Source organism: Micromonospora sp. TSRI0369 (genome assembly GCF_001905625.1).
Taxonomy (GTDB): Bacteria; Actinomycetota; Actinomycetes; order Mycobacteriales; family Micromonosporaceae; genus Micromonospora; species Micromonospora echinospora_A.
In genome coordinates, this window is sequence record NZ_LIVU01000001.1 from 557036 (window position 1) to 574214 (window position 17179).

19 protein-coding genes are annotated in these 17179 nt (G+C 72.9%); 9 read left to right on the top strand and 10 right to left on the bottom strand.

Annotated features, from left to right (window positions below; genetic code table 11):
• The first annotated feature begins 8 nt into the window (after positions 1 to 8).
• On the top strand, positions 9 to 1115 hold the full coding sequence (locus AMK25_RS02730) for a citrate synthase 2 (RefSeq protein WP_073826022.1): 1107 nt from the start codon (positions 9 to 11) through the stop codon (positions 1113 to 1115).
• Positions 1116 to 1183: 68 nt separating this feature from the next.
• On the opposite strand, the gene AMK25_RS02735 is transcribed toward AMK25_RS02730, so the two are convergent.
• Entirely contained in the window at positions 1184 to 1582 is a 399-nt protein-coding gene (locus AMK25_RS02735; protein ID WP_073826025.1) for a DUF3592 domain-containing protein, read from the bottom strand.
• Positions 1583 to 1821: 239 nt separating this feature from the next.
• Between AMK25_RS02735 and serC the strand changes: the two genes are divergently transcribed.
• The 3 genes from serC to AMK25_RS02750 all read left to right on the top strand — a co-directional run bounded on the left by serC (position 1822) and on the right by AMK25_RS02750 (position 5279).
• Entirely contained in the window at positions 1822 to 2949 is a 1128-nt protein-coding gene (serC, locus tag AMK25_RS02740) for a phosphoserine transaminase (protein WP_064448803.1), read from the top strand.
• Between the two features lie 191 nt (positions 2950 to 3140).
• Positions 3141 to 4229 (top strand): septation protein SepH, encoded by a 1089-nt coding sequence (gene sepH, locus AMK25_RS02745; protein ID WP_073826028.1) that lies wholly within the window; start codon positions 3141 to 3143, stop codon positions 4227 to 4229.
• Positions 4230 to 4292: 63 nt separating this feature from the next.
• Positions 4293 to 5279 carry an aldo/keto reductase gene (locus tag AMK25_RS02750; RefSeq protein WP_073826031.1) on the top strand — a complete coding sequence of 329 codons (987 nt, stop codon included), beginning with the start codon at positions 4293 to 4295 and terminating at the stop codon, positions 5277 to 5279.
• A gap of 83 nt (positions 5280 to 5362) precedes the next feature.
• Here the strand turns inward: AMK25_RS02750 and thpR are convergent, their stop codons facing one another.
• The 5 genes from thpR to AMK25_RS02775 all read right to left on the bottom strand — a co-directional run bounded on the left by thpR (position 5363) and on the right by AMK25_RS02775 (position 9867).
• Complete coding sequence (thpR, locus tag AMK25_RS02755) at positions 5363 to 5926, bottom strand: RNA 2',3'-cyclic phosphodiesterase (RefSeq protein WP_073826035.1); 564 nt, start codon at positions 5924 to 5926, stop codon at positions 5363 to 5365.
• Positions 5927 to 5932: 6 nt separating this feature from the next.
• Positions 5933 to 6442, bottom strand: coding sequence for a hypothetical protein (locus tag AMK25_RS02760; protein WP_073826038.1), 510 nt, complete (start codon positions 6440 to 6442; stop codon positions 5933 to 5935).
• A 77-nt stretch (positions 6443 to 6519) separates the two neighbouring features.
• A complete protein-coding gene (locus AMK25_RS02765; protein ID WP_073826042.1) occupies positions 6520 to 7806 on the bottom strand; it encodes an MFS transporter in 1287 nt (428 codons plus the stop codon).
• A gap of 68 nt (positions 7807 to 7874) precedes the next feature.
• Entirely contained in the window at positions 7875 to 8324 is a 450-nt protein-coding gene (locus AMK25_RS02770) for a MarR family winged helix-turn-helix transcriptional regulator (RefSeq protein ID WP_198937425.1), read from the bottom strand.
• 61 nt (positions 8325 to 8385) lie between these two features.
• Complete coding sequence (locus AMK25_RS02775; RefSeq protein WP_013283713.1) at positions 8386 to 9867, bottom strand: NCS2 family permease; 1482 nt, start codon at positions 9865 to 9867, stop codon at positions 8386 to 8388.
• A 92-nt stretch (positions 9868 to 9959) separates the two neighbouring features.
• Here AMK25_RS02775 and AMK25_RS02780 point away from each other — a divergent pair, with 92 nt between their 5' ends.
• Positions 9960 to 10223 carry a DUF2530 domain-containing protein gene (locus tag AMK25_RS02780; protein ID WP_073826045.1) on the top strand — a complete coding sequence of 88 codons (264 nt, stop codon included), beginning with the start codon at positions 9960 to 9962 and terminating at the stop codon, positions 10221 to 10223.
• 4 nt (positions 10224 to 10227) lie between these two features.
• Here AMK25_RS02780 and AMK25_RS02785 read toward each other — a convergent pair whose 3' ends face one another.
• The gene (locus AMK25_RS02785; RefSeq protein WP_073826048.1) at positions 10228 to 11067 is read right to left on the bottom strand and encodes a DUF3027 domain-containing protein; all 840 of its coding nucleotides are present in this window, start codon (positions 11065 to 11067) and stop codon (positions 10228 to 10230) included.
• An 87-nt stretch (positions 11068 to 11154) separates the two neighbouring features.
• Between AMK25_RS02785 and AMK25_RS02790 the strand changes: the two genes are divergently transcribed.
• On the top strand, positions 11155 to 12768 hold the full coding sequence (locus AMK25_RS02790) for an MFS transporter (RefSeq protein WP_073826052.1): 1614 nt from the start codon (positions 11155 to 11157) through the stop codon (positions 12766 to 12768).
• Positions 12765 to 13421: a futalosine hydrolase gene (locus tag AMK25_RS02795; protein WP_073826056.1), complete on the top strand. Its 657-nt coding sequence runs from the start codon at positions 12765 to 12767 to the stop codon at positions 13419 to 13421. Before AMK25_RS02790 ends, AMK25_RS02795 begins: the two co-directional genes overlap by 4 nt.
• A 57-nt stretch (positions 13422 to 13478) precedes the next feature.
• Here AMK25_RS02795 and AMK25_RS02800 read toward each other — a convergent pair whose 3' ends face one another.
• A complete protein-coding gene (locus tag AMK25_RS02800; RefSeq protein WP_073826060.1) occupies positions 13479 to 14462 on the bottom strand; it encodes an NAD(P)-dependent alcohol dehydrogenase in 984 nt (327 codons plus the stop codon).
• Between the two features lie 118 nt (positions 14463 to 14580).
• Here AMK25_RS02800 and AMK25_RS02805 point away from each other — a divergent pair, with 118 nt between their 5' ends.
• Entirely contained in the window at positions 14581 to 15291 is a 711-nt protein-coding gene (locus AMK25_RS02805) for a TetR/AcrR family transcriptional regulator (protein ID WP_073826063.1), read from the top strand.
• 34 nt (positions 15292 to 15325) lie between these two features.
• Positions 15326 to 16156, top strand: coding sequence for a 1,4-dihydroxy-6-naphthoate synthase (locus AMK25_RS02810; RefSeq protein ID WP_073826067.1), 831 nt, complete (start codon positions 15326 to 15328; stop codon positions 16154 to 16156).
• Here AMK25_RS02810 and AMK25_RS02815 read toward each other — a convergent pair.
• Together AMK25_RS02815 and AMK25_RS02820 are read right to left on the bottom strand one after the other, a co-directional pair.
• Positions 16117 to 16503, bottom strand: coding sequence for a cold-shock protein (locus AMK25_RS02815; protein WP_073826071.1), 387 nt, complete (start codon positions 16501 to 16503; stop codon positions 16117 to 16119). The genes AMK25_RS02810 and AMK25_RS02815 overlap by 40 nt on opposite strands.
• A 29-nt stretch (positions 16504 to 16532) precedes the next feature.
• Positions 16533 to 17156, bottom strand: a complete 624-nt coding sequence (locus AMK25_RS02820) for an HAD family hydrolase (protein WP_073826074.1) — start codon at positions 17154 to 17156, stop codon at positions 16533 to 16535.
• Positions 17157 to 17179: the final 23 nt, after the last annotated feature.

Genomic DNA, 17179 nt, shown 5'->3' on the forward strand with positions numbered 1-17179 from the left:
GAGACGACATGTCCGATTTCAAACCGGGCCTGGAGGGCGTCGTAGCCTTCGAGACCGAGATCGCCGAACCCGACCGCGCGGGGGGATCACTGCGCTACCGGGGCGTGGACATCGAGGACCTGATCGGCCAGGTCTCGTTCGGCAACGTCTGGGCACTGCTGGTGGACGGCCGGTTCGGCCCGGGCCTGCCGCCGGCCGAGCCGTTCCCGGTGCCGGTGCACTCCGGTGACATCCGCGTCGACGTGCAGTCCGCGGTCGCCATGCTGGCACCGTACTGGGGGCTCAACCAGCTCCTCGACATCTCCGACGAGCAGGCCCGCGAGGACCTGGCCCGGGTGTCGGTGACCGCGCTCTCCTTCGTCGCCCAGTCGGCGCGCGGCCTGGGCCTGCCGGCCGTGCCGCAGAAGGAGATCGACAAGGCGGAGACCATCGTCGAGCGGTTCATGAAGCGGTGGCGGGGTGAGCCCGACCCGCGGCACGTCAAGGCCGTCGACGCGTACTTCATCTCGGCCGCCGAGCACGGCCTGAACGCCTCCACCTTCACCGCCCGGATCGTCGCCTCCACCGGCGCGGACGCCGCGGCCTGCATCTCCTCCGGCATCGGCGCGCTCTCCGGCCCGCTGCACGGCGGCGCACCGTCCCGGGTGCTCAGCATGCTGGAGGCGGTCGAGCGCAGCGGCGACGCCGACGGGTACGTCAAGGGCGTGCTCGACCGGGGCGAGCGGCTGATGGGCTTCGGCCACCGGGTCTACCGGGCCGAGGACCCCCGCGCCCGCGTGCTGCGGCGTACCGCCAAGGACCTGGGCGCGCCGCGCTTCGAGGTCGCCGAGGCGCTGGAGAAGGCCGCGCTGGCCGAGCTGCAGGCCCGCCGCCCGGACCGCGTCCTCGCCACCAACGTCGAGTTCTGGTCGGCAGTGGTGCTGGACTTCGCCGAGGTGCCGGCGCACATGTTCACCTCGATGTTCACCTGCGCGCGGATGGGCGGCTGGTCCGCGCACATCCTGGAGCAGAAGAAGCTCCAGCGGCTGGTGCGCCCGTCGGCGACGTACGTCGGCCCCGGCTCGCGCAAGCCGCAGGAGGTCGAGGGCTGGGACGCCATCCCGCACGGCGTCTGACGTCTCGCCCGGGGCCCCGCTTCCACCCGCCGGTGGAGCGGGGCTCCGGCACGTCCGCGGCGCCCCGGTCAGCGCCGCCACAGGTGCCAGGTGATCCCGCCCATGACCGCCGCGCCGGTCAGCGCGATGGCCGGCAGGAGGAACGGCAGGTGGTGGGTCCGGGTGTCCATGGCATACCAGGACGGGTCGTCCGGGTGGTACAGCAGGGGCACCTCGTCGCCGACCCGGGTGCCGGAGTAGACGTCGATCTCGGCGACCACCCGCCGGCCCTCGGCGGTGACGAAGGCCACCCGTGCCGGGTCGCCCTTGAATCCCAGCACGATGCCGGTGGCGGTGTGCTCCGCGTGGAGCAGTCGCGCGTCCTGATCCGCCTTGAGGATGGCCACCCCCAGGAAGCCCGTCGCGGCCACGGCGCCGAACGCCAGCGCCAGCCACTCCCCGAAGGGGCGGCGGTGTCTTCGGCTCATCCGTCACCTCCGCAACTCATGATCGCGGACGCGGGCAACCCGCCGTCGCCGCCCGTGTGGCGGACGCCTCACCGACCGGCGTGGGACTGACCGCCGAACGGCCCCGAGCAGGTGCGAGGATGGCCGTGGCAGTGTCGCCGGAACAAGGCTCGGACGCCGCCCGCCGTACGGCGGCAGGACATCGTCCGCGCCCTGCCAGCTCACCGGGCTCTCGCCCATGCGGAAGGATCTTGAAGACCGTGGCTGACGCACCGACCATCCGGATTCCCGACGAGATCAGGCCCGCCGACGGACGATTCGGCTGCGGGCCGTCCAAGGTCCGTCCGGCCGCGGTCTCCGCCCTGGCCGACGTCGCCACCAGCTACCTGGGCACGTCGCACCGGCAGAAGACGGTCCGCGACCAGGTCGCCCGGCTGCGCCGCGGCCTGGCCGAGTTCTACTCCCTGCCCGAGGGGTACGAGGTGGTGCTCGGCAACGGCGGCACCACCGCGTTCTGGGAGGTCGCCACGTTCGGCCTGATCCGCGACCGGGCCCAGTTCGCCAGCTTCGGCGAGTTCGGCGCCAAGTTCGCCAAGTCGGTCAAAGACGCGCCGTTCCTGGGCGAGCCGACGGTGCGCAAGTCCGACGCGGGCAGCGCCCCGACGCTGGTGGCCGAGGCCGGCGTGGACGTCTACGCCACCCCGCACAACGAGACCTCGACCGGTGTCGCGGTGCCGATCAGCCGGGTGGCGGGCGCCGACGAGGGCTCGCTGCTGCTCGTCGACGCCACCTCCGGCGCGGGCGGGCTGGACGTGGACGTCGCGCAGACCGACGTCTACTACTTCGCGCCGCAGAAGTGCTTCGGCTCCGACGGCGGCCTCTGGCTGGCCCTGATGTCGCCGGCCGCGCTGGCCCGGGCCACCGAGATCAAGGAGTCCGGCCGCTACATCCCGGCCTTCCTCGACCTGGTCACCGCGATCGACAACTCGCGGCTGGAGCAGACGTACAACACCCCGGCGCTGGCGACCATCTTCCTGGCCGCCGAGCAGACCGACTGGATGAACTCGCAGGGCGGGCTGGCCTGGGCGGCCAAGCGCACCGCCGAGAGCGCCGGCATCGTGTACGGCTGGGCCGAGCGCTCGTCGTTCGCCACGCCGTTCGTGTCGGACCCGGCGCTGCGGTCCAACGTGGTCGCCACTGTCGACTTCGCCGACGGGGTGGACGCCACGGCGATCGCCAAGGTGCTGCGCGCGAACGGCATCGTCGACACCGAGCCGTACCGCAAGCTGGGCCGCAACCAGCTGCGGGTGGCGCTCTTCCCGGCCGTCGAGCCGGCCGACGTCGAGGCGCTCACCGCGTCGATCGACTACGTGGTCGAGCGACTCTGATCACTTGGTCACGGTGCGTGGCCGTCAGGGCTCCGGCGGCCACCCACCGTGATCATTACCGCAGCTCAGTCACGACATGCCGGGGTGTCGCAGTCCCCATCACCGGGTAGATGAGCGTACGGTGGTGCGAGACGCCCGGGTGGCCGGCTCCCGTGGCGTGACGGCCAGCGAAGCGGGACGGAGGCAAGCCCATGCGCCCAGTACGCTTCGTCGCCCTCTCCGAGGACGGCCAGGCCCTGGTGCTCGCCGACGAGGTGGGGCGCCTGCTCGCCCTGCCCATCGACGAGCGGATCGCGTCGGCGCTGCACGCCGAGCCGGGCGCCCCGCCGCTCGTGGTGGTGCCGAGCGCCACCGACCTGACACCGTCACTGTCCCCACGGGACATCCAGGCCCGGATCCGCTCCGGTGAGTCCGCCGAGGACGTCGCCCGCATCGCCGGCGTGCCTGTCGACCGGGTGCTGCGCTACGCCGGCCCGGTGCTCCAGGAGCGGGCCATGCTCGCCCAGCACGCCCGGCGCACCCGGCTGAAGGGCGCGGAGAAGCCGACCCCGCTGGCGGAGGTCGTCAACGGCCGGCTGGCCCAGCACGGGATCGACACCGAGAAGATCTCGTGGGACGCCTACCGCCGCGACGACGGCACCTGGCGGATCATCGCGACCTGGCCGTCCGGCAAGGCCACCGCGCAGGCGGTGTGGGATCTGGACAAGACCCGCCAGAACGTCGCCCCGCACGACGACATGGCGCAATACCTCTGCGCCGAGCGGCCCACGCCGATCCTCGGCCAGGAGCCGGCGCCGGAGCGGGGCGGCCACGCGCTGCCCGGTCCGTCGCGTGGCGAGCCGAGCCGGGGCGGGCACGGCCTGCCCGCAGCGGCCGACCACGCCCGTCCGGGGCGCGACCCGATCCGCGCCGGCCGGGACGCGCTGCTCGCCTCGCTGGACCGGCCGCTCGGCGGCACGTCCGGGCGCGGCCTCGACACCCGGTCCCCGGCCGCCCTGGCCGGGCAGGACGCGCCCCGCCAGCGAGCAGTCGCCGGTGGTGCCGCCGCCCTGCTCGGGGGCGGGCAGGGCTCGGCCTTCGACGACGACTCGGACGCGCCGAAGGAGGTCCCGGCCGTACCCTCGCTCGCCGTGCTGCGGCCCCGGCGCACCGGCGCCGCGGCGGCGACCGGCGGCGCGGGCGCCGAGTCCACCGAGGCCGGTGGCAAGCCGCGCAAGCGGCTGCCGAGCTGGGACGACGTGCTCTTCGGCACCGGCCCGGCAGCGCGCGAATCCTCCTGATCCACAGCTCCACCCTGGCTCGTTGAGAGGGCACTCGAAGTGCCGGCGTGCCAGGGTGGAGCCATGGAGTACACGAACCTGGGACGCACCGGTCTGTCCGTGAGCCGCCTCTGCCTCGGCACGATGAACTTCGGTCCGCAGACCGACGAGCCGGACAGCTTCGCCATCATGGACCGGGCGCTCGAACACGGGATCAACTTCTTCGACACCGCCAACGTCTACGGCTGGAAGCTCGGTGAGGGCGTCACCGAGCAGATCGTCGGCCGCTGGTTCGCGCAGGGCGGCGGGCGGCGCGACAAGGTCGTCCTCGCCACCAAGGTGTACGGCAAGATGGGCGAGTGGCCCAACGACCAGGGCCTGAGCGCCCGGCACATCATCCGGGCCTGCGAGGACTCGCTGCGCCGCCTCCAGACCGACACCATCGACCTCTACCAGATGCACCACATCTCCCGGACCACGCCGTGGGAGGAGATCTGGCAGGCGATGGAGACGCTCGTCGCCCAGGGCAAGGTGCTCTACGTCGGCTCGTCCAACTTCGCCGGCTGGCACATCGCCCAGGCGCAGGCCGCAGCCGGCAAGCGCAACTTCCTCGGCCTCGTCTCCGAGCAGTGCATCTACAACCTGCTGACCCGGTACGTCGAACTGGAGGTCGTGCCGGCCGCGCAGCACTACGGGCTGGGCATCATCCCCTGGTCGCCGCTGCACGGCGGGCTGCTCTCCGGCATCATCCGCAAGATGGCCGACGGCAGCGCGGCGCGCGGCACCACCGGCCGCTCGGCCGACGCGCTCGCCGAGCACCGCGGCACCATCGAGGCGTACGAGAAGCTCTGCGCCGACCTCGGCCACGACCCGGCCGACGTGGCGCTGGCCTGGCTGCTGTCCCGCCCGGGCGTGACCGCCCCGATCGTCGGTCCGCGCACCATGGACCAGCTCGACCGCAACCTCGGCGCGCTCGACGTCCACCTGGACGAGGCCACGCTCACTCGCCTCGACGAGCTGTTCCCGCCGGTCGGCAACGGCGGCCCCGGCCCGGAGGCCTGGGCCTGGTAGGTGAAAGGAAGGGCCCCTTCTTAACGCCTCAGGTAGAGGAGGGGCCCCTTCTTAACGCCCCGCCCGAATCAACGCCGCCCCCGTCAACGCGCAGCCGCCAGCGCCCACGCGGCGATGCGCTTGTAGCGGGGCGTACGGCCCAGGTGGCTGCGGACCAGCACCACCTCACCGACCGACCACTGTGGGCCGGCGTACCCGTTCAGCGTGTCCCGGTCGGCGCGGAGGTCGGCCTCGGGCACTCGGTCGCCCGGCCGGGCGATGGTGAGGTGCGCCCGGAACGGCTTGTCGTCGCAGGGCAGCCCGGCCTCGCGCAGCCCGCCGCGGATCGAGCGGGCGAGCGCGTCGAGCGCCTCGACCTCGCCGCGTACGTCGACCCAGAGCACTGTGGACCGGCCCTGACCGAAGCTGCCGCCCCCGGCCAGGCACAACCGCGGGGAACGAGCCGACCGGGCGGCCGAGGCGAGCGCCGACTCCGCGTCGGGGAGCCGGACGTCCGGCACCTCGCCGAGGAAGGCCAGCGTGAGGTGCAGGTTCGCCGGGTCGGCGAGCCGGGCGTGGCGGGCGGACGCGACCCGCAGGCCCTTGACCCGGGCGGTCAGGTCCGCGACCGCCACGGGAGGCGGGTAGATCGCCGCGAAGAGCCGCACCCCAGGTCAGCGGTGCCGCTGGTGGTGCGCGGCGCGGGCGGCCGGCAACGTCAGCCCGGCGGCGTGCAGCAGCCCTTCGACGCGTACCCGTTCGATCTCCCGGTCGACGCCGTCCAGCTCGGCCAGGTGCTCGACGATGCCGAGCGCCCGGCAGGCGGCGCGCAGCCGTTCGTCGTACGCCTCGATGACCGCGCCGTGCCACACCACGCTGCGGTCGGCGGCGGCGAGCCGGTGGCCGCCGAGGCGGCGCAGGTCGGTGGCGAGCTGGTCCAGCGGCCGTCGGCCGTCCCTGTCGAACTCGGTGAGGTCGATGTCGCGGGTCAGCGCCTCGGCTTCGATGGCCCGGTCGAGCCGGGCGATGGTGCGGCGTTCCCGGCGTTGCTCGCGCCACTCGGCCCATCCGCAGGCGACCCGGTCGATGATCTCGTCGGCGCAGAACAGCAGCGCGAACAGGGCGGGCAGGCAGCAGACGGCAAGGATCGCCAGCGCCAGCAGCAGCCCTTGCCCCACGTCCACACATCGACGCTAAGCCCTGCCGCACCGGCCCGCCACCCGTTTGGGTAATCGGACCGGTACGGTCGGCCAGGACGGGGCTACTTGGCTCCGGGTGACACCACGTAGAAGCGGGGCATGGGCAGCACCCGCATGCGCAGCCGGGCGCCGGAGCGGCGCAGCTGCCAGGTGAGCGCCAGCAGCGCGGCGGTGAGCGAGATCAGACCGCCGGCCCAGATGCTCGCGCCCGCGCCGTACTTCTCGGCGACCCAGCCGATCAGCGGCGCGCCGACCGGGTTGGTGCCCAGGAACACCAGCACCCACAGCGCCATCACCCGTCCCCGGAAGGAGGCGTCGACACCGAGCTGTACGCGCTGGTTGGCGGCCTGGGCGAAGTAGATCATGAAGAACCCGGCGGGCAGCAGCAGCGTCACGACCAGCCAGTACGCCGGGGCGAGCCCGACGAGCGTGCCGAAGACCGCGCAGCCGATCGCGGCGCCGAGCACGAGCCAGACCGAGGGCCGGCTGCGCCGTCCGGTGCCGGCCAGCGCCCCGACCAGCGCACCGGCCGCGAGGGCGGTGCTGAACAGGCCGAACGAGGCTGCGCCGGTGTTGAACACGGTCTTCGCGAGCGCGGCGAGGGTGAGCTGGAAGTTGAACAGGCTCATCCCGATCACCGACATGAGGACCATCGGCAGCAGGATGTCGGGGCGGCGTGCCACGTACCGGAGGCCGTCGACCACCCGGGCCTGGTCCCGCTCGCCGACCGGCGGCAGGTCCTTGCGGTGCAGCTCGTCGGTACGCATCCGGACCACGTTGACCAGCGGGGCGATCGAGCTGAGCGCGGTGACCAGGAAGACCGGGCCGACGTCGACGGCGGCGATGGCCAGGCCGGCGACGGCGGGGCCGACGATCCGGGCGGAGTTGAACACGGCTGCGTTGAGCGAGAGCGCGTTCGGCAGCAGCGGCATGCCGACCAGCTCGGAGACGAACGCCTGGCGGACCGGCGTCTCGATCGCGTTGGAGACGCCGAGCAGGGCGGCGAACGTGAAGACGTGCCAGAGCTGCACCAGGCCGGTGAGGACCAGGACGCTCATGGCCAGCGCGAGCACGGTCCAGAACGCGTTGGCGACGAAGAGCAGCATCCGCTTGTCGTAGCGGTCGGCGAGCCGTCCGGACAGCAGCGTGAGCAGGAGTACGGGCGTGAACTGCAACGCGGTGACCACGCCGAGCGCGGTCGCCGAGTTGTCGCTGAGCTCGAGCACGAGCCAGTCCTGGGCGATGAACATCATCCAGACGCCGATCAGTTTGATCAGCTGTCCGGTAGCGAAGAGTCGGTAGTTACGGACCCCTAGGGACTGGAACATCGTGCTCAATTTGGCCTGCACTCTAGGTGCGCCTCCTTGCGTCGGTACGCTTCATCCACAGCTGACGAAGCGAACCGCGGGCGGCGGTGTCAGGCGCGAGCGATGCCTTGGAGGATGTCCGCGGCGCGCCGTAGCGTTTCGCGTTCGTCCTCGGTGAGATCGGCCAGCCGGGTGGCCAGCCACTCGTTGCGGGCCCGCTCGAACTGCTCGAGCACGGCCCGTCCCCCTTCGGTAGCCGCCAGGATGACCTGCCGTCCGTCGGTCGGGTGGGGGGTGCGTTGCACGAGGCCCCGCTCCTCCAGCTTCGCGACGATCTTCGTCATCGTGGGCGGCTGCACCCGTTCGACATCGGCAAGTTCCCGTGGCGTGAGGGCGCCCGCCAGTTTGAGGCTGGTGAGCGCCGACAGCTGGGTGACCGTGAGGTCGCCGACCGGCCGGGCCTGTCGGACCCGCCGGTTGAGTCGGGTGATCGCATCTCGCAGCTGAGGGGCCAGCTGCGCCGGTGGCACGCGTTTCGCCGTCACCGTCCGCTCCGTCACACTCGTTAGCTTAACTAATGAGCCTGGCTAACGACATGCGTTATGACCAGGCTCACCAGCGTCAGAGCAACACGGACTCGACCGGCCCGCGCAGGAAGTACACGATGAACAGCACGGCGACCCCGTACAGGAGCGGGTGGACCTCCCGGGCCTTACCCTTCGCCACCTTCAGCAGCACGAAGCTGATCACGCCGGCCCCGATGCCGTTGGAGATCGAATAGGTGAACGGCATCAGCGCGATGGTGAGGAACGCCGGGATGGCGATCTCGTAGTCGGTCCAGTCGATCGTGCGGACCGCCGTCATCATCAGGAAGCCGACCACCACCAGGGCCGTCGACGCGGCCTCGAACGGCACGATCAACGACAGTGGCGCGAGGAACATGGCCAGCAGGAACAGGGCGCCGGTGACCAGGTTGGCCACGCCGGTCCGGGCGCCCTCCGCGACGCCTGCGGCGCTCTCGATGTACGACGTGTTGCTGGACACCGAGGCGGCGCCACCCGCGGCGGCGGCGATCGAGTCGACGAGCAGGATCTCCTTGGCCTTCGGCGGGGTGCCCGTCTCGTCGAGCATGTCCCCTTCCTGGCCGATCGCGACCATCGTGCCCATGGTGTCGAAGAAGTCCGTGATCAGCAGCGTGAAGATGAACATCAGCGGCACCAGCCAGCCGACCCGGCTCCACGAGTTGAGCACGTTGAACTGGCCCAGCAACGACAGGTCGGGCAGGTCCACGATCTGCTTGGGCAGTTCGGGCACGTTCAGCGCCCAGCCCTTCGGGTTCGGCTTGCCGTCGACGAAGGACGGGCCGACGTTGGCGATCGCCTCGACCACGATGGCCAGCACGGTGGAGGCGAGGATGCCGATCAGGATCGCGCCCCGGACCCGGCGTACCACCAGGACCAGGGTGATCAGCAGGCCGACCACGAAGACCAGCATCGGCCAGCTGACGATCTTGCCGTTGATGCCCAGCCCGACCGGCACTGTGGAGTTCGCCGCGTCCGGCACGCGCCGGACGAATCCGGCGTCGACCAGGCCGATGATGGTCAGGAACAGACCGATACCGACGCCGATCGCGGTCTTGAGCTGCGTCGGCACCGAGCGAAACACCGCGGTACGCAGCCCGGTGAGCACCAGGATGCCGATCAGCACACCCTCGATGACCACCAGGCCCATCGCGTCCGCCCAGGTCATCTGCGGCGCGATCTCGTAGGCGACGAGCGCGTTCACGCCCAGCCCGGCCGCGAGCGCGATCGGGAACCGGGCCACCACACCCATCAGGATGGTCATCAGACCGGCCACCAGCGCGGTTGCCGCGGCGAGCGCCGGAATGGCCAGCGAACGGCCGTCGCCGTCCTTCCCGCTGCCGAGGATCAGCGGGTTCAACACCACGATGTACGCCATCGTGAAGAACGTGGCGAAACCGCCCCGAAGCTCCCGGCTCAGCGTGGACCCGCGTGCCGAGATCAGGAAGAAGCGGTCGAAGGCGTTACGTGGATGCGCGGGATCGGGCGGAGTGCCGTGATCCGGCGGCGGGGCAATGGACATGGTTCCTCATCTGGTCATCGGCCGGGTTTTGTCGCGCGCATCGTCCCAGATCACCTGGTGGGCAGGGAAGAACGATCACGTAGGCTGGGCCGGTGTCACAGGAGCAACAGCCGCGGCCGGAGCCGCTCGACCCGCCGATGGTGCCGTTCGCCGTCGCCGGGCTGATCGCCTGGGCGGTGGCCGGCCTGGTGCTACTGATCTTCTTCCGGGACTGGCTCGCCGAGTCCGGGCGTCAGAACTGGCTCTGGACCTGCCTGGCCGGTTTTCTGTGGGGCTTTCCCGGCCTCGCGGTAATGATGCGGCACGACGCCAACCGGCGTCGCCGGCGCGCGGCCGCCGCGCAGCGCCCGCGCTGACCGGTCAGGGGTGGCCGTACGGCTCCGCCGGCTCGGCCGCCTCGACCGAGCCCGGGGCCCGGCTGACCGTCATGGCCTCGACCGCGCTGTCGTCGTAGACGGTGGGAAGCTCCTCGACGGGAGACTCGGGCGTCTCCACGAGCGTCTCCGAGTGCGCGCCGCACCCGTGGTCGGCGCTGACCACCCGGCCGTCGTCGGGCGCGTAGAAGTTGCCGCACGCACCGAAGGCCAGGCGCAGCGCGCCGGCCAGCGGCAGGTAGAAGCCGCAGGTGCCGCAGCGCGCGGCGGCCGGCGCGGCCGTCGAGATCGCGGCGTCCGGGCCGTGGTCACCGTCGTACCAGCGCTGGGCGGTCTCGGCGCGCCCCTCGCGGGACAGCACCCGGGCCCGGCCCAGCCCCAGCTCCCACGCGGTCTCCTCGACCGCCGGGTCGTCGGAGAGCAGGTAGCCGGGGGCGAGCCGGTCGTCGTCGGCGGGGGTGGGCAGCAGGTCGCCCGGGCCCAGGTCGCCCGGCTTGAGCCGCTCCTGCCAGGGCAGCCAGCCCGGGGCGAGCAGCGCGTCCGGGCCGGGCAGCAGCACCGTCTCGCAGATGGTGACGTGCCGGCTGCGCGGCACCCGGGTCACCGTGACGGCCCAGCGCCAGCCGCGGTAACCGGCCATCCGGCATTCGAAGTAGTGGGTGACGACCCGGTCGCCCTCGGCGACGGCCTGGAGATGGTCGCCGATGTCTGTCGGCTCCACCTCGGTGATGGCGTCGCGGGCCACCTCGACGGCGGCGGCGCAGACCTGGTCGAGCCGGGGAGCGCGGGCGGAGGCGGGCCTGGTCACCGGACCATTGTTCCCCATGCCTGTCCACGGGTGACAGGCACTCCCCGGAGTCGTTCTCCACGGGTGGTGCGGCGCGCGTGGATCGAATGGGCGAGGATGGGACGCATGGCGCTGTCCTCCCGCTCCGGCCGCTCCTTCCTGGGGCGGACCGTCGGCACCGGCATCCGCGCCACCCGGCTGCTCCTGCGCGGGTCTCTGCACGGCGGGCGCTGGATGACCCGTCGCGCCGGCACCGCCCGGGCCCGCAGCGCCGGCAACGAGGTGGGCATGGTCCGGCTGTTCGACCTGCACGCCCTCTCCTGCGCCGGTGACACGCTCATCGCCATCGGCCTGGCCGGGACGATCTTCTTCGACGTGCCGCTGGGCGAGGCGCGCAACAAGGTCGCCCTCTACCTGCTGGTGACCATGGTCCCGTTCGCCATGCTCGCCCCGGTGGTCGGCCCGCTGCTCGACCACTTCCGCCACGGCCGGCGGTACGCGCTGGCCACCACCATGCTCGGCCGCGCGTTCCTGGCCTGGCTGATCTCCGACTACATCGGCGGCTTCGGGCTCTACCCGGCGGCGTTCGGCGTGCTCGCGCTCTCCCGGGCGTACGGCGTGGCCCGCTCGGCGGCGGTCCCCCGGCTGCTGCCCGAGGGCCTGGGACTGTCCCAGGTCGGGGCGCGGGCGAGCGTCTACGGCACGGTGGCGGGCGCGCTCGTCGCGCCGATCGGGCTGGCCGCGTTCTGGTTCGGGCCGCAGTGGCCGCTGCGGGTCGCCTCGGTGATCTTCCTGATCGGCATGGTGATCTCACTCCGGCTGCCGCCGAAGGCCGACTCCGAGCCGCCGGAGCGGATGCCGCACCCGCTGCGCGCGATGCGCCGCCGTGACGGCGAGCGCCCGCTGGGCCGGGGCCGCCCCGCCGGCCGCCTGGTGATCGCCACGCTGATCGGCGCGGCGGCGCTGCGCGGGCTCTACGGCTTCCTGCTGCTCTTCCTGGCGTTCGCCATCAAGGCCGGTGACCTGACCACCGACTTCTTCGGCCGTGACCTCGGCGCCCAGGGCGCGCTGGGCCTGGTCGGCGGCGCGCTGGCCGTCGGCACGTTCCTGGCCACCGCGATCGGCACCCGGCTGCGCATCCACCGGCCGACCGCGCTCCAGTCCAGCGGCACGACAGTGGTGGCCGGCGTGGCGGTGCTGGCCGCGCTGAAGTTCTCCCTGCCCATGGTGGCGCTGCTCTGCCTGGTGGCGGCGATGATGAGCGGGATCGCCAAGCTGACAGTGGACGCCTCGATCCAGGAACGCATCCCGGAGCGGCTGCGGGCCAGCTCGTTCGCGCACTCGGAGACCGCGCTGATGCTCGCGTTCGTAGCAGGGGGCGGGCTCGGGCTGGTGCCGTTCACCGGGCTGATCGGCGTGACCGTCGCCGCCGCGGTGGCCGCGCTGGTGGCCGTACGCGGGGTGCTGATCGCCGGCAAGCTGCGCGGCGAGCACCTGGTCGGCCGGCCGCTCGGCGACGAGGAACTGGCGGCGGAGCAGGCCACCCGGGCCGAGGAACCGGCCACCACCTCGTTCGACGACCCGGCCCCGACGTCACCGGCGCCCCAGCGGCCCGGCCCGCCGGACGACGACGGGCTCGCGCCGCCCGGCTTCCACATCTACCGGCCCTCCTCGTCGGTGGGCGGCCCCGGCGGCGTCGAGGACACCGAACGGCGCGACCCCCGAGGGCCGGTGGCGTGAGCGGGCTGCTCGTGGTCACGGCGGTACCCGCCGAGGCCGAGGCGATCCGTGCCGGCCTCACCGCACCGGACGAGACGGTGACAGTGGTGCCGGTCGGCGTCGGCCCGGCTGTGGCCGCTGCCGCCACGGCCCGGCTGCTGGCGCTGACCGAGGCCGCCGGGCGGCCGTACCGGGCGGTGGTCAGCGCGGGCATCGCCGGAGGCTTCGCCGGCCGGGTCGCCGTCGGCGGCACGGTGCTGGCCGACCGCAGTGTCGCCGCCGACCTGGGCGCCGAGTCGCCGGGCGGGTTCATCCCGATCGAGGACCTGGGCATGCCCCCCGAGCTGCTGGGCGGTGGCCGGACCGTGCCCGCCGACCCGGGCCTGCTGGCTGGGCTGCGGGCCGCGCTGCCGGGGGCGACGGTCGGCACGGTGCTGACGGTGAGCACGGTGACCGGCACCGCCGCGAGCACGGCGGCCCTCGCCGAACGGCACCCGGACGCGGTGGCCGAGGCCATGGAGGGGTACGGCGTGGCGGTCGCCGCCGCCCAGGCCGGCGTGCCCTTCGCCGAGCTGCGTACGGTCTCGAACCCGATCGGTCCGCGCGACCGGGGCGCGTGGCGCATGCGCGAGGCGTTCGCCGCGCTCACCACCGCCGCTGCCGTTCTCCACTGATCTTGTCCACCTGTGGACAACCCTGTGGACAACTCGCCGGGCTGGGGACGGACGGCCTCAGATCGTGATGACGACCTTCGCCCGCGCGTGCTCCCCTTCGAGGTAGCGGATGGCGTCGGGCACCTCGCGCAGCGGATAGGTGCGGTCGATGACCGCCGCGAGACGGCCGGCCTCGGCGTGCTCGCGGAGCACGTCCAGGTGCGGCCCGCCGGGTGACGTGGCGAGGACGACGACACGCTGCCGGACGAAGGGCGCCGTCAGCCGTCCGCGGGCGAGCAGCCCGACCGGTCCGATGAGGCTGCCACCTCGGTAGACGCCGCCGCCGGAGAGCACGAGCGTCCCGTCCGGCGTCAGCGCGCGCCGCAGCGCGCGCAGCGAACGGTTGCCGACCAGGTCGAACACCACGTCGTGTCGCTCCCCGGCGCGGGTGAAGTCGTCGCGGGTGTAGTCGACGACGTGGTCGGCGCCGAGCGAGCGGACCAGGTCGGCGTTGCGGGTGCTGCACACGCCGGTCACCGTCGCGCCGAGCGCCTTGGCCAGCTGGACGGCGAACGTGCCGACGCCGCCGGACGCCCCGTTGATCAGGACTAGGTGGCCGGGCCGGACCTGCCCGGCGTCGCGCAGCCCCTGGAGCGCGGTGACGCCGGCCAGCGGCAGCGCGGCGGCCTGCTCCGGCGTCAGGTTCGCCGGCCGCGTCGCGACCAGGCGTTCGGGTACGCACACGTACTCGGCGAACGCGCCGTCGGCCTCGCCGAGGTCGGCGAAGACGGCGTCACCGGGGCGTACCTGCCGCACCTGGGCGCCGACGGCCTCGACCCGGCCGGCGACGTCGCGGCCACGGATGCGCGCCCGGGGCCGCCCGAGGCCGAGCGCCAGCCGCGACAGCCGGGGGTCGCCGCGCATGACGTGCCAGTCGTACGCGTTGAGCGCTGCCGCCTCGACCCGGATCAGCACCTCGTCGGCGGCGGGCACGGGCGTGTCGACGTCGGCGAGCGTGAGTGTCTCGGGTGGGCCGTACCGGTCCTGGACGATCGCTCTCATGGTCCCGCTCCCTCCCCCGGTGTACGGCGTACACCTTGTTGGGACCAGGCTAGGTGTACGCCGTACACCAGTCAAGGCGGATACTGTGACAACCGCCCCCGGGAAGGCGAGGAAACACATGCCGAAGCAGGCGGAGAAGGTGCGCCGGGCACCGCTGAGCAGGGACCGGATCCTGCGTGCCGCCGTCGCGCTCGCCGACGAAACAGGCATCGAGTCGCTCAGCATGCGCAACCTCGCGCAGGACCTGGGCGTCGTGCCGATGGCGCTCTACAAGCACGTGGCCAACAAGGACGAACTGGTCGACGGCATGATCGACGTCGTGGTCGCGGAGATCGACCCGCCCGAGGCCGGCGACTGGAAGCACGCGATCCGGCGGCGCATCCTTTCCGCGCGCCGGGTGCTGCTGCGCCACCCCTGGGCGGCGCTGGCGATCGAGTCCCGCAGCACTGCGACGCCGGCCGTGCTCGCGTACCTGGACTCGACGGTCGGGACGCTGCGGGCCGGTGGGTTCTCCACCGACCTCGCCCACCACGTGATGCACGCCATGGGCAGCCGCGTCCTGGGCTTCAGCCAGGAGCTGTTCGACACCACCCGGCAGGCCGGCCGGTCCGGCGCGACAGTGCCCGAGCCGCCCGCCGACCTGCCGCCGGAGGTGGCCGCCCGGTTCCCCAACCTCGCGGCGATCGCCACCGCGGCGTCGCACGACGGCGACTCGGTCGTCGGGCCGGGCTGCGACGACCAGTTCGAGTTCGAGTTCGCGCTGGACCTGCTGCTCGACGGCATCGAACGGCTGCACCGGGACGGCTGGACGTCACACCGGACGCTGTGACGGGCCGCCCGGCCCCCGGGGTTACGGTGGGGACGTGGCGCTCTCCCTGGCGATCTCCCCCTGCCCCAACGACACGTTCGTCTTCGACGCCCTGGTGCACGGCCGGGTGCCCGGCGCGCCGCCGGTCGAGGTGACCTACGCGGACGTGGACGTCACGAACACGGCCGCCGAGCGGGGCGCGTTCGACCTGGTGAAGGTCAGCTACGCGGCGCTGCCCTGGCTGCTGGACGACTACCACCTGCTGCCCTGCGGCGGCGCGCTGGGCCGGGGCTGCGGCCCGCTGGTGCTGACCCGCGGCGACCGGACCGACCTGTCCGGCGCGACGGTGGCGGTGCCCGGCGAGCGGACCACCGCGTACCTGCTGTTCCGGCTCTGGGCGGCCGGCCAGGCCCCGGCGCGCATCGAGGTGGTGCCGTTCCACGAGATCATGCCGGGCGTGGCCGCCGGCCGGTACGACGCCGGCCTGGTGATCCACGAGGCGCGCTTCACCTACCCGCGGCACGGGCTGACCGCCCTGGTCGACCTGGGCGAGTGGTGGGAGGGCGACACCGGCCTGCCGATCCCGCTGGGCGCGATCCTGGCCCGCCGGGGCGCCGTCGACCCGGTCGAGGCCGCCGCCTGGATCCGCGAGTCGGTACGCCAGGCATGGGCCGACCCGGAGGCCAGCCGCGAGTACGTCCTCGCGCACGCGCAGGAGATGGAGCCCGACGTGGTGGACCGGCACATCGGCCTCTACGTCAACGAGTTCACCGCCGACCTGGGTGAGGCCGGCTTCGCCGCCGTGGAGGCGCTGCTGGGCCGGGCCGCCGACGCCGGGCTCGTGCCTCAGACCTCCAGCTCGCGCGCCACCGCGTGGACCAGCTGAGCGATCTTCTGGGCGGCCTTGCGGTCCGGGAAGCGACCCCGGCGCAGGTCCGGCTGGACCTTCGCCTCCAGCACCTTGATCATGTCTTCCACCAGGCCGTGCAGCTCCTCGGCCGGCCGGCGGCGCAGCTCCGCCACGGACGGCGGCGCCTCCAGCAGCTTGACCCCCATGGCCTGGGCGCCCCGCCGGCTGTCCACCACGCTGAAATCGACCCGCTGGCCACCCTTCAGGTCGGCGACACCCGCCGGTAGCGCGCCCTTCGGCAGGAACACGTCGCCACCCTCGTCACTGGTGACGAACCCGTACCCCTTGGCGGCGTCGTACCACTTCACTCGACCCGTCGGCACCTGTTGAACCCCGCTCCACTCGAACCGAACTACCCCTCCAAGGCTAGCCCGATGATCCGGTCCAGCGCCCTCGGGAATTCGACGAGATCATCAAGCACCAGGTACGCCCCGGCCTCGGTCAGTTCGGCGGCCGAGCAGGGGCCGGTCGCCACTGCCACGCCTGGGATTCCCGCAGCTCGCGCGGCGGCCATGTCGGCCACGTGATCACCCACGTAGAGCGTCGCGCCGTGCTCGCGCAACGCGACCGCCTTCTGCTCGGCGAACACGTCCCCGGCCAGCTCGTCCACCGGCAGCCCGAGGTGATCCAGGTGCAGCTTCGCCAACCGGCCGATCTTCGCGGTCACCACCATCGTCCGGCCGCCGCGCGCCTGCACCGCGCGCAGCGCGGCCTCCGCACCCGGCATCGGCACCGTCGGGGTGATCGCGTACGCCGGATACAGCTCCCGGTAGAGCGTCACCGCCTCCTCCACGCGCTCCGGCGGGAACCAGTGCGCCAGCTCGGTGCGCAGCGGCGGGCCCAGCCGCGAGACCGCCAGCTCCCCGTCCACGTGCACGCCGGTCCGCGCGGTGAGCGCCCGGAACGCGGCGGCGATCCCGGGGCGGGAGTCGACCAGTGTCATGTCGAGGTCGAAGCCGACCATCAGCGGAGGCATGCCGAGAACCTACCCAGCGGGCT

What these genes read in the sequence shown, in the direction of transcription:
- AMK25_RS02730 (WP_073826022.1), top strand. Translation starts at nt 9, where the DNA reads ATGTCCGATTTCAAACCGGGCCTGGAGGGCGTCGTAGCCTTCGAGACC.
- AMK25_RS02735 (WP_073826025.1), bottom strand. Translation starts at nt 1,582, where the DNA reads ATGAGCCGAAGACACCGCCGCCCCTTCGGGGAGTGGCTGGCGCTGGCG.
- sepH (WP_073826028.1), top strand. Translation starts at nt 3,141, where the DNA reads ATGCGCCCAGTACGCTTCGTCGCCCTCTCCGAGGACGGCCAGGCCCTG.
- AMK25_RS02750 (WP_073826031.1), top strand. Translation starts at nt 4,293, where the DNA reads ATGGAGTACACGAACCTGGGACGCACCGGTCTGTCCGTGAGCCGCCTC.
- AMK25_RS02775 (WP_013283713.1), bottom strand. Translation starts at nt 9,867, where the DNA reads ATGTCCATTGCCCCGCCGCCGGATCACGGCACTCCGCCCGATCCCGCG.
- AMK25_RS02785 (WP_073826048.1), bottom strand. Translation starts at nt 11,067, where the DNA reads ATGGGGAACAATGGTCCGGTGACCAGGCCCGCCTCCGCCCGCGCTCCC.
- AMK25_RS02790 (WP_073826052.1), top strand. Translation starts at nt 11,155, where the DNA reads ATGGCGCTGTCCTCCCGCTCCGGCCGCTCCTTCCTGGGGCGGACCGTC.
- AMK25_RS02800 (WP_073826060.1), bottom strand. Translation starts at nt 14,462, where the DNA reads ATGAGAGCGATCGTCCAGGACCGGTACGGCCCACCCGAGACACTCACG.
- AMK25_RS02805 (WP_073826063.1), top strand. Translation starts at nt 14,581, where the DNA reads ATGCCGAAGCAGGCGGAGAAGGTGCGCCGGGCACCGCTGAGCAGGGAC.
- AMK25_RS02820 (WP_073826074.1), bottom strand. Translation starts at nt 17,156, where the DNA reads ATGCCTCCGCTGATGGTCGGCTTCGACCTCGACATGACACTGGTCGAC.